Source organism: Sphingomonas phoenicis (assembly GCF_047238005.1).
Taxonomy (GTDB): Bacteria; Pseudomonadota; Alphaproteobacteria; order Sphingomonadales; family Sphingomonadaceae; genus Sphingomonas.
Window position 1 is genome coordinate 2442801 of the sequence record NZ_JBDFMC010000002.1, and the last position, 11319, is coordinate 2454119.

Annotated in this window: 7 protein-coding genes; 3 read left to right on the forward strand and 4 right to left on the reverse strand. The window is 66.7% G+C overall.

The genetic code is table 11. The features are described 5' to 3' along the window. Positions 1 to 118 precede the first annotated feature (118 nt). The 3 genes from ABC319_RS12855 to ABC319_RS12865 all read left to right on the forward strand — a co-directional run bounded on the left by ABC319_RS12855 (position 119) and on the right by ABC319_RS12865 (position 3955). Complete coding sequence (locus tag ABC319_RS12855; protein ID WP_413070606.1) at positions 119 to 2302, forward strand: S9 family peptidase; 2184 nt, start codon at positions 119 to 121, stop codon at positions 2300 to 2302. Further along, on the forward strand, positions 2299 to 3309 hold the full coding sequence (locus ABC319_RS12860; protein WP_413070607.1) for a histone deacetylase family protein: 1011 nt from the start codon (positions 2299 to 2301) through the stop codon (positions 3307 to 3309). Before ABC319_RS12855 ends, ABC319_RS12860 begins: the two co-directional genes overlap by 4 nt. Before the next feature lie 334 nt (positions 3310 to 3643). Continuing rightward, positions 3644 to 3955: a UrcA family protein gene (locus tag ABC319_RS12865; RefSeq protein WP_413070608.1), complete on the forward strand. Its 312-nt coding sequence runs from the start codon at positions 3644 to 3646 to the stop codon at positions 3953 to 3955. A gap of 373 nt (positions 3956 to 4328) precedes the next feature. Here ABC319_RS12865 and ABC319_RS12870 read toward each other — a convergent pair whose 3' ends face one another. From ABC319_RS12870 to ABC319_RS12885, 4 genes are all read right to left on the reverse strand, one after another. Beyond that, positions 4329 to 6401 carry an alpha/beta hydrolase family protein gene (locus ABC319_RS12870; protein WP_413070609.1) on the reverse strand — a complete coding sequence of 691 codons (2073 nt, stop codon included), beginning with the start codon at positions 6399 to 6401 and terminating at the stop codon, positions 4329 to 4331. Positions 6402 to 6825: 424 nt separating this feature from the next. Then, complete coding sequence (locus ABC319_RS12875; protein WP_413070610.1) at positions 6826 to 7284, reverse strand: DUF4126 domain-containing protein; 459 nt, start codon at positions 7282 to 7284, stop codon at positions 6826 to 6828. Between the two features lie 284 nt (positions 7285 to 7568). After that, on the reverse strand, positions 7569 to 9950 hold the full coding sequence (locus ABC319_RS12880; RefSeq protein WP_413071692.1) for a TonB-dependent receptor plug domain-containing protein: 2382 nt from the start codon (positions 9948 to 9950) through the stop codon (positions 7569 to 7571). A gap of 438 nt (positions 9951 to 10388) precedes the next feature. Beyond that, positions 10389 to 11264: an SDR family NAD(P)-dependent oxidoreductase gene (locus ABC319_RS12885; protein ID WP_413070611.1), complete on the reverse strand. Its 876-nt coding sequence runs from the start codon at positions 11262 to 11264 to the stop codon at positions 10389 to 10391. Between the last annotated feature and the right edge of the window lie 55 nt (positions 11265 to 11319).

Consider the following 11319-nt stretch of genomic DNA (forward strand, 5'->3'; position numbering starts at 1 on the left):
AGGGCCGATGGTTGTTGCGATCGGGCCAAAGCGGGCTTGCACCCCGGCACGGCGATTGCCGATCGCGCCGGCGAGGACCTACCCTGTGGCCCGCCGCCAGCACAGGATGTCGATAGCGATGACACTGACCAGCCCTCCGATCGCCCGGCGCCGCTTTCTGACGAAGGCCGGCATCGCCGCGATGATGAGCGGCGTTGCCTTTCCCGCCCCGGTGGGTGCCGCCGCCGGCGCTGCAGGGCTGCCGACGCCGCCGGTCACGCCGCGCATCCCGCTGGTTCGCACGCAGCTCGGGCGGACGCGTACCGATCCTTATGCGTGGCTGAAATACGTACCGAAGACGGGGCAACGCAGCGTCGCAACGCTGCCCGCTCCCATCCGCGCGCACCTTCTGGCGGAGAACGAGTATGCCGGAGCCGTCCTCGCCCGCGTGGCGGCGGACGAGCGCGTATTCTTCGATGCGATGCACGCGCGCGCGCCGGTCGGTGCGGCCGAACCCGACCTGATCCGCGACGGCTGGTCCTATCGCATCGCATATCCCGATGGATCGCACCCGGTCTATTCGCGTCGCCGCGAGGGATCGTCGGAGACGCAGACGCTGCTGGACGAAGCGGAACGTGCGAAGGGGCACGCCTACTACCGTGCCACCGCGCACCAGGTCAGCCCCGACGGCCGCTTCTATGCCTGGGCCGAGGATGTCGGCGGCAACGACCGCCACCGGGTCTGCGTCCGCGACATCGCCAGCGGCGAGGTGCGCATCGTCGTCGACACCGATGCGTATGGCTATGGCGGCGTCGTCTTCTCGCCCTCCTCGCGGTGGCTGTTCTGGATCTGGCGCGATGCGCGCAACCGGCCGACAAGGGTCTATCGCACCCCCGTCACCGGTGGCGCGAAGGTGCCGGTGTACGAGGAAGCCGATCCCGCGATCTTCATGCAGATCGGCCGCACCGCCGCCGACGGCTTCGTCGCGATCACCCTGGCGGGGCCGGACACCAGCGAAGTGCGGTTGATCCCCGCGAACGCGGAGGAGCGCGCGCCCGCGCTCGTCTGGCCGCGCGCTACCGGCCGGCGTTACTCGATCGAGGAGTGGAACGGAGGCCTCGTCGCATTGATCGAGGACGCCGACGCACTGGACGGCCGGATCGCCCTGGTCGATCGTACCGGCTTTGCCGAGCGGGGCGATCTCGTCCCCCATCGTCCCGGCATCCAGATCCTGCAAATGGCCTCGTTCCGGACCGCGCTCGTGCGGCTCGAGCGGCGCGATACGCTGCCGCAGCTGGTGCTGACCACGCCTGCCGGCAAGCAGACGCAAGTCGCGATCGCCGGCGAAGCCTATACCCTGACGATGCCGCCCGGACAGGACCATGGCAGCGCGACCTGCCGTGCGACGCTGGAGACCCCGTCGACCCCGCCGACCTGGATCGACGTCGACCTGACCACGGGCGCCATGACGACCGTCGCCGCCCAGCGGATCGCCGAGTTCGATCCTCGGCGGTTCGAGGTGCGGCGGCTGTTCGCGACGGCGCCGGACGGCGAAAAGGTGCCGATCACGCTGCTGACCCGCCGGGGATCGGCGGCGGACGGCACCACCCCGCTCCTCCTCTATGGCTATGGCGCCTATGGCGTGTCGAGCGAGGCGGTGTTCGACATCGCGCCGACCGTGCTGGTCGAGCGCGGCTGGAACTATGCGATCGCGCATGTCCGCGGCGGCTCGGAGAAGGGGCGCCGCTGGTTTCTGGATGGACGACGTCACCGCAAGCACAACAGCTTCGGCGATTTCGTCGCCTGTGCACGTCACCTGCTCGCCACCGGCCATGCCGCGCGCGGCAAGCTTGTCTCCTATGGCCTGTCGGCAGGCGGGCTGCTGGTGGGCGGGTCGATGAATGCCGCGCCCGACCTGTGGGCCGGCGTGATCGCATCGGTGCCGTTCGTCGACATGCTCAATACGATGAGCGATGCCGATCATCCGCTGGTGCCGCTGTTCCGTCCCGACTGGGGCGACCCGCTGTCGAGCGAGGAGGATTACGATTACATGGCGAGCATCTCCCCCTACGAGAATGTGAAGCGCGTTCCCTATCCGCCGCTACTGACCACTGCCGGCCTGATGGACGACCGTGTCGGCTATTGGGAACCGGCCAAGCTGGTCGCCGAGGTCCGCGCGCGTTCGACCGCCGACCGGCCGGCGATGCTGTTGACCGACATGGCCGCAGGGCATCAGGGCAGCGGGGGACGCGACGACCAGAACCGCAAGATGGCCCGGTTCTACGCCTTCGCGCAGGGGTGCGTGGACGGGAGGTTCGCATGATCCGCGTATTCGATCCGCGCCAGCTGGCACACGCCCCCGTCCGCGAACTGCACAATGGCGGCTGGACCCCCTATCACGAAAGTCCGGATCGGGCCGAGACCATCCTGACGGCGATCGGCTCTGCGATACCGGCGCGCGACGCAGGGATGGCGCCGCTCGAGGCGGTGCACGATCCCGACTATCTCGACTTTCTGCAGGTCGCGCATCGCGACTGGCTGGCGGCGGGCCGGAAGGGCGATGCGATCGGCTATACCTGGCCGGTGGTGGCGCGGCGCGCACTCGACCTGACGCGGATCGACGCCCGGCTGGGCCGCTACAGCTATGACGCCGCCACGCCCATCAGCGCCAACAGCTGGTCCGCGGCCTACTGGTCGGCGCAGACCGCGCTGACCGCGCTGGACGAGGTGGAGAGCGACCCCCGGCGCGCCGCCTTCGCGCTGTGCCGCCCGCCCGGTCATCATGCCGGCCGCGATTACCTGGGCGGCTATTGCTTCCTGAACAATGCGGCGATCGTGGCCGCCGAGGCCCGGCGGCGGGGGCTGGGCCCGGTCGCGATCCTCGATGTCGATTACCATCACGGCAACGGCACGCAGGACATCTTCGCCGGTGATCCTGCCATGTTGTTCGTCTCGCTTCATGCCGACCCTGCGATGGACTACCCCTTCTATTGGGGGCACGCGGACGAGGGCGGGACCGGCGCAGGGGAGGGCAGCACGCTGAACCTGCCGCTTCCCCGCGGCACCGACTGGGCCGCGTACGAACCCGCGCTCGATCACGCACTGGCGGCGATCGCGGCCTATGGCACCCGGTTCCTGGTCGTGTCGTTCGGTGCAGACACCTTCGCCGACGACCCGATCTCGCACTTCGCGTTGCAACGGCCGGATTTCACGCGGATGGCACGCCGGCTGGCCGCGACGGACCTGCCGACCGTGATCGTCATGGAGGGGGGGTACGCGACCGCCGAGCTGGGCAACAACGTGGCGGCGTTCCTGGCTGGCTTCGCGTGATACGATCAACGCCAGGCACTCACGACTGATCACCCCCGCAAAGAGCGGCGAGAACAGCAACCGGGCAGCAAGCAGGATGTCCTCGTCGTCGTCGACGATCAGGCAAGGGTCGCGGGGCGCGGCCACGGGCATATCGGTCATCATGCCGCGCCAACAATTCAGACGCGTGCCAGTGACCGTTTCCGGACGCCGGTCGCCCGCAATCGGACGCGGCGACGCCGGGGACGAGACGGTCTGAACGAGGTATGTCGTTTAATTGCAGGTGCATAGCGGGTTTGGCACGGTTGATGCTTATTGATCCGTCGACATGTACGTCGACAGAAAGGATCATCCCATGACCTCGTTTCGCAATCACGTCGCCTTCTCCTGCCTCAGCATCGTAGGGACCATCGGGCTCGTGTCGTTCTCCAACCCCGCGAACGCCGCCGAGGTGGACGGCGTTCGTCAGGCGACCGTCCTCACGGCCGACCTCGACCTCGGGAATTCCGCCGGTCAGGCGACATTCGAACGCCGGATCGGTGCCGCCGCCCGCATCGTCTGCGCCGAGCAGTCGCGCGACAGGGCTTCTGCCGAGACGGCCTGCCGCCGCAACGCCGTGACGCAGGCACGCCGCGACGCCGGGCTCGCCGATGTCTCGGCCGGCTGATCGATCACACAGGCGCTGGCCGGAAGCGGACAGCGCCTGTCCATGTCCGGGTTCATGGATCACCCATCTCGATCCTCTTCCGTCCTTCCCGAGCAGCGGCGCCGCGCACCGACTCCGCGGCGCAAGCTCGCGATCGGCGGTGCGCTCGGTCCCCGTCCCTCGCGCTCTGGTGGCTGCTGCCGTCCGTCGTTGTACAGGAAAGAGACCGGACAGCAGCGCTTCGATCCACTCCACCCGGCGATTGGTCGAATGGCGGTGAGCCGCGTCTAACGTCTGATGACATACTCCATCAGATCAGCTTCAACGCACTTCGAAGTGTTCGCAAGTGCGCGTAAGCCGCTTTCGTATTCCAGCTTCCACTGAATCGGCGAAGCTATTTGCCGATCGCTCTTGCGATGAATGCATCGGATCGCTCGAGCATGTCGGCGCGCGCTGCATCGTCGGCGAGTTGATGGTCCAACTTCGGCAGTTCGACATACTCGACCGACTTGCCTGCGCCGCGTAGCCGCGATGCCATCATGCGCGACTCACCGACGCCGACATTGGCATCCCAATCGCCGTGGAACAGCAAGACAGGTGCGCGGATCGCCGTAACATTCTGTGCAGGCGACCCCGCGCGAACATGATCACCATGGCCGATAAACGCGTCGACCTGCGGAAAGTTGGTAAAGTTGCGCGCTTCCGACCGTAGCGTTTCGAGATCGGTAACTGGCGCGATCGCGACGATCGCTTTGAAAAGGTCGGGATCTAGCGCCGGAGACTGCAATGCAGCATAGCCGCCGTACGACCAGCCCAGCACTGCCAGTTTCCCTGGAGCTGCGATGCCTTGGGAGAGAAGCCACCGACCGCCATCGTTCACATCTCCGACCGCGACACGCCAGGATTGAAAGCCGTTGTTCTGGAACCACGCGTCGCCATAACCCGCCGAGCCGCGGAAGTTCGGCTGGAGCACGGCATAGCCGCGGCTCGCGAAATACTGAGCCAGCCAATCGAAGCCCCATTCGTCCCGTGCTCCGGGTCCACCATGTGGCAGCACGATGGCGGGCAGGCCTTTGCCCGAGCTTCCTGCCGGCAACGTCAGATAACCCGGGACCTGCGTCCCATCCGCTGCCGCGTAGCTGACCGGCTTTACAGGCGACAACGTCGTCTTGCCGAGTTGCGGCCTGACCGGCAGGATCTCCGCCATCTCCCGGCTTGTCTTGTCATAAATGTAATATTTACCGGGATCGACATCGGAACCGGCAAACAGAACCAGCTTCTTCTCGTCTGCGCTGGCATCGACGAAAGTGATGAGCGGCAGGTTGGGAATTGCTCGGGACAGCGACCTGGCAAGCGTTTTCAGCTCGGGATCGAAGAAGATCGTGTAACGCTTGTCGGTCGCGTAGCTTGCACCGACGACGCGATTCTGTCGTCCGATCCGGATCAATCCGTCCACGTCGACATCAGGGTTCGCGTAGACCAGTTCGCGCTTCATCGATCCATCCAGCAAGATGCGATAGAGCGCCTGTCGGCCGTCCTTTGGCTCGAACCCGTACACGACGTCGAGGTCCGGATCGACCGCGACGGGGTTGAAGCCGGTGGTACCGCTTGCGACGAGCATCAGCGTCGATAGCGGGGTCCAGTCTCGCGTGCCGGCCTTGCGATAGGAATAGGAGATGCGGCTCGCATTGTAGCCGTAACTGCCGGGCGGCTGAACACCCATGACCCTCACCACGCCATGGCCGTCCGTGATGAACTCTGCCGACCGCCCGCGCGGTGGCTCTACCAAGGTTCTCTTCAAAGTGAGGGTGTCGACCCGCTCTACCGCTACTCCCTCGCGACTGTCCGCCGTGTGCGTGCCGGTTGTCTGTTCGGGCACGAGCATCCGCGTCATGAGGACATTGCGACCGTCAGCTTTGCCGGCATCCCCGCCAAGCCAATCAATGACCTCCCCGCCGTTCTGCGCGACGCCAAGCGCGCGGATGTTCGTTCGCGCGCTCAGCAATTTCATGTTGCCGCCGTCGGCATCGATCGCGACCATGCGCGAGAACAACAGCGGACCATCGCCGCCATCGTTACGCAGCACATAGGTGCATACCAGACGAGAGGCAGCGGACCAGCGACAACCCCGCAAACGGTCTGGGTTGCCATTCGCCGCGAGGATCACCTTACTGTTCGTTCCGTCGATTCCGACGACCATCACTGCCTGGCCACGTGTGGGAACAGCTCGAACGATCGCCAGCCGTTGGCCGTCGGGTGACAGGCTGACATCCATGATGTCCTCCCTCGCGCCAAATGCGCTGGCAGCGGACACCTTCTCGGCGCCCTCCTGTGCAGCCACCGCCGACGATTGCACGACGACCATCGACGCAGCCGCGCTCAGATACAGTTTCAGGCTCATGTTTCTCCCCCCGAGGCGGAGGATATAGAAGGCTTCGCACAGGTCCAGCCCGGTCCGCTCGTTCATGGTCAAGCGGGTGCAGCAAGCTTCACATACCCTCCTGGATAGTGCCGACAGCCTGTTGGGATAGTCTAGCGGGTGGCCGATAGATCGAAGGTCATGGTCGCTGCAGAAGGCACCATGACGAACGATCCAGTGTGGCTGACGCCTGACCAGAAGAACAAGCACGAGAGCAATGCCATCGGAGTTGTCAGCCGGCGTCAGGTGCAGCTGGCATGCCCGAATGCGGAACGATCACCTTGTGTCGGCAGCCGAGTGAGTTACGGCGAAGATGTCATCGCGATCTTGCAAGGTAGCGCCGTCGTGATGTCGTTATCGTCGCGGGTAGGCACGGCGTGGTGGGCATGCGCTACGGCTACTCCACCATGGCCTTCGCTGTCGCGAGGAGCGTGACGGACGGGACTGCGGATCGTCGCAGCCCCGGCGGTCGTCAGGCCTTGGCGGGTTTGGCGTTGGCGATCGCGTTGGCGGCGGTGAAGACGATCGCATCCTCGACGAAGCCTGTCGCGGTCTGGCCCCAGCGGCGCATCGCCCATTTGCGCGCTGCGAGCCCGGCGTAGGAGGAGGCGATCGCCGCGGTGATGCCAACCGCCGCGCCGGCCAGCTGCCGCTTCGGCGGAGCGAGCGTCGCGCCTGCAAAGCCGCTGGTGATCGTCCGGGCGAGGAGGCCGAGGAAGACGGTGCGGTCGGGCGCGGTCTTCATCTTGTCGCCGGCCATCTCGGCTGCCGCCATGACGACCCCGCCGGCGGAGATCAGCGGATGCTCCATCAGCCGTGCCGGTGCATTATCCTCTGGCAGCGTGCCGCGCTGCGCCGCCCCTGCAAGAGCGGACAAGGGCGTCATGGCGCGCTGGCCGGCGACCAGCCCCATCAGAAGCGAACGCAACATCGGCATCTCCTATCGTTACCGGAGTGGAACGCCGGAACCGGGCTAGGGTTCGCTGTTCTCAGGCGAGAGTGAGGAAGCCGCGACGCGGACGCGGGGTCCGCGGGAAGAAGCGCGTTGAGCAGTGGCCAGTCCGATCATCGGCAAGCCACAGCGCAGGAGCCTTCGATGTCGGTACGGGCACAGTTGGGGGAGTGGCCCTGCATCATGGCCGGGCGACACGAACGAGGAGGGAGGCCGATCGTGGGACCGCTGCCGATTTCCCCTCCCGCCCGCTCGGGCATCGCCTACCAGGCCAGGTTCAAGCGTCCGTAGATCTGACGGCCATTGAAGCCGAAGGGCGAGTAATAGGGGAAGGCGGTGACGCCGTTGTTGTTCAACGTGGCGGGGCTGATGGCGGGATAGACATCGAACAGGTTGTCGGCACCGATCGCCAGGGATACCTGGTCGTTGAACCTGTAGCGAGCTTCGAGATCGATCAGCGTGTGTCGGCCGGTGTCGATGTCGCTGGCCGCCGTGGTCCCCGGCTGGAGGACATTGCCATAGTGGATGGCGCGCATGGTGGCGCCGAATCCCTCGAGCCGCCAATCGACCGAGCCGACCAGCTTCGTGGCCGGCGTACCGTCCTCGATCGTCAGGATGCGGTTGCGGCCGAACAGGCTGGGCGCCGGGTTCAGCGTCGCGGTCGATGTCGGGATGCGGATGACCTTGATGTCGTTCAGATTGGCCGCCGCGCTCAGGTTGAAGCTGCCCAGCGCGTCGGTCCGCAACGTATAGGCGGCGACCACGTCCAGTCCCTTGGTCGTGGTGGTGATGCCGTTGATGAAGAAGCGTGCGGCCTGAACGCCGAACGGTGCGAGCAGGGCAGCGACGGCGGGGCTGGCGGTCGACTGGATGTTTTCCGACAGGGCGATCTGATCGCGGATGCGGATGCGATAGGCATCGACGGTCAGGCTGAACCCACCCGCCCGGATGACGGTGCCGAGCGAGTAGTTGCGGGACTTTTCCGCATCCAGCGGCACGGCGCCCAGCGCCCGGGCGATGTCGCTCGACACCGGATAGAGGCCCGTCTCCAGGATCTGGTTGCCGGTGACCAGCGTCTGGGTGGAGGTATAGTATTGCTGCTGCAGCGAGGGAGCGCGGAAACCGGTCGACACCGAACCGCGAAACGCCAGCCAGGGCGCGACGTCGTAGCGCGCGGACAGCTTTGCCGTCGCGGTCTCGCCGAAATCGGAATAGGTTTCGCCGCGCGCTGCGACACCGATGATCAGCCGGTCCCAAAGCCGCGCCTCGACATCGGCGTAGATGCTGCCGTTGCTGCGGTGAACGTCGACCTCGTTGGCGGGCTGGAAACCCAGAAAACCCTGAGCGCCCGAGCCGAGCGTGGCGGCGGCACCGGGTGCGCGATTGTAGCTTTCCGGCTGGCCGGCGCCGATCTTGAACCCCTCGCGACGATATTCGCCGCCGGCGGCGACGTTGATGACCGCGGCGCCGAAGCTGTATTCGCGGGCAACGTCCAGTCCGGTCACGAGCTGATCATAGGTCAGGCGGCCTGAATCGAAGTCGGTCAGCGTCGCATTGCCATAGGTGGCGTTGGCCGAGTTGCGGGTGGCGAAATCGATCGTGTTGCGGCCGTAGCTGACGGTCAGGTCGGTGTTCCAGCCGCCCAGCTCGCCACGGATACCACCGGTCGCGTTGTAATCCCGCGACCGGGTGCCGATCAGAGGAAGGAACCCGTCCGGGTACACACCCCGAACCGCCTCCGCATTGAGGTTGCCGGCGCCGGCGACGCGGGGAAAGGCGGCGCTCTCGCTGTCGCGCTGCTGAAATCCGCCATTGGCATAGGCCGTCCAGCCGGCATCGCCCAGCGGCACGGCGGCGTTGACGTAGACCGTACCCTGCTCGACCTCCGGGTCGCCGAAGCGGGCGCGGATGCGTTGCGGCGCCGGGCCGCGCGGATCGATGTCGGCGCGGTTGATCGGCTGGCGGGTGACATATTCGCCCGACACCGTCAGGAAGCCGTCGGCGCCGATGCCGAAGCCCTGCCAGCCGCTGACCGTCAGTGCCTCGCCGTCGCGAGCGCTGCGGGATGTGCGGGCGGCGTCATATTCGGTGACGAAGCGGCCGAAGGTGACGGCGGCGCCGCCACCGGACCGCGCCTCGCGCAGGCGCAGGTTGACCACGCCGGCGATCGCGTCAGAGCCATATTGGGCGGACGCGCCCTCCCGCAGGACCTCGACCCGGTCGAGGGCGATCGTCGGGATGGTGTTCAGGTCGACTGCCGCCGAGCCGCGGCCGACCGAGCCGTTGATGTTGAGCAACGCCGATGGGTGGGCGCGGGTGCCGTTGATCAGGACCAGCGTCTGGTCGGGCGACAGGCCGCGCAAGGTAGCCGGCCGGATCGCATCGGTGCCGTCCACCGCCGCCTGGCGGGGAAAGTCGATCGACGGCGCGATCGTCGCGAGCGCGTCCGCCAGTTCGGTCGTACCTTGCGCCCGCAGCGCCTCGCCGCCGAGGACGTCGACCGGCGAGACGCTGTCCAGCCGGCTGCGACCGGGCGCACGGGTGCCGGTGACGACGATCTCATCGTCGGCAGGCGGTGCGACGGCGGGCTCCGCCCCGGCAGCGACGGCGCTCTGGGCGTATGCCGGCGTGGCGAGGGCGGGCATCAATAGAGATGCGCTCGCAAGGAGCAGGTGGCGAGCGTCGATCACGTAAATTCCCTTTGGCAGCCGCGGCTTGTGCTTGCCGCGTAATCTCTACCATTGACAAGGGATTAGGAGAAACGGTTGCTTGCAGATCGATAAGCAGAGCTTCGAGGGGATGTGGCGGTCGGCCGCGCGCGACGTGCCATAGGCCGATGAGGCGAGGCGGATCGCTTCACACGGCCCAGCCGTCACATCTTCCGGCGATAGCGGATGATGCAGGTATCGAAGGGCGCCATCGCCATCCCCGAATCCGTCCGCCCCGACGCGCAGACGCGCTGACCGAAAACCGGGACCGGACCCGTCCAGCCGGTGGGGGCCGCCGTACCGGCGGTCGCGCCGGTATTCGCCAGGACCAGCGCGCCGGTGCCTTCCGGGCCGACGCGCAGGCATGGTCGAGGATCAGCCGGACGTCCGGCCCGCGCTGGCGACTTCGCGTTCTGCCTGGGTGAAGCCGTAGCGCGGGACCACTTCGTCGGTACGGTCGGTCACCGTCGCCCATTCCTGGATCAGCCGATCGGCTGCCTGCTGTCCGCCGCCGATGAAGAGCCCCTGCGTCAGGGTGATGTTGGCGGTGGCGAAATGACCGGCACCGGCGCACAGGATGGTCCGCGTGGGTGCATCGTCGCCGACCAGGGCGAGCAGCCCGGGGCTGACGAGGGCGGGGTCGAGGCGGGTCAAATTGTCCTCGCTGAGTACGCCATGCGTCATCTGGGTGGCCGCCGTCGGCGCCAGCGCGTTGACGCGGATGCCATATTTCTCGCCCTCGATCGCCAGCGTCTGCATCAGCCCGACCAGCGCCATCTTGGCCGCGGCATAGTTCGCCTGGCCGAAATTTCCGTACAGGCCCGACGAGGACGTGGTCATGACGATGCGGCCGTAATGCTGGGTGCGCATCGTCTCCCACACCGCCCGCGAGCAGATGGCGGCGCCGAAAAGGTGGACATCCACCACCTGGCGGAACTCGTCCATCGACATCTTGGCGAAGCTCTTGTCGCGCAGGATGCCGGCATTGTTGACCAGTATGTCGATCCGGCCCCATGCGGCATGGACGCGACCGACCATGTCGGTAACGGCGGCTTCGTCGGTGACCGACGCAGCGATCGCGATCGCCTCTCCGCCGGCGCTCCTGATCTCGCCGGCGACGGCCTCGGCCTGGTCGAGCGATACGTCGTTGATCGCGACGCGGGCGCCCCGGCCGGCCAGGAAGAGCGCATGCGCGCGGCCCAGGCCGCCGCCTGCTCCGGTGACGATCGCGGTACGGTTGTCGAGGTTCATGAACGGTCCTTCGGGCGTGAAGCGGTGGGAATGATCGACAGGCGGGAAAGTGGCC

Bases quoted from the DNA above. Each gene is read 5' to 3' on its own strand.
- ABC319_RS12855 (WP_413070606.1), top strand. From the start codon at position 119: ATGACACTGACCAGCCCTCCGATCGCCCGGCGCCGCTTTCTGACGAAG.
- ABC319_RS12860 (WP_413070607.1), top strand. From the start codon at position 2,299: ATGATCCGCGTATTCGATCCGCGCCAGCTGGCACACGCCCCCGTCCGC.
- ABC319_RS12865 (WP_413070608.1), top strand. From the start codon at position 3,644: ATGACCTCGTTTCGCAATCACGTCGCCTTCTCCTGCCTCAGCATCGTA.
- ABC319_RS12870 (WP_413070609.1), bottom strand. From the start codon at position 6,401: ATGAACGAGCGGACCGGGCTGGACCTGTGCGAAGCCTTCTATATCCTC.
- ABC319_RS12875 (WP_413070610.1), bottom strand. From the start codon at position 7,284: ATGTTGCGTTCGCTTCTGATGGGGCTGGTCGCCGGCCAGCGCGCCATG.
- ABC319_RS12880 (WP_413071692.1), bottom strand. From the start codon at position 9,950: ATGCCCGCCCTCGCCACGCCGGCATACGCCCAGAGCGCCGTCGCTGCC.
- ABC319_RS12885 (WP_413070611.1), bottom strand. From the start codon at position 11,264: ATGAACCTCGACAACCGTACCGCGATCGTCACCGGAGCAGGCGGCGGC.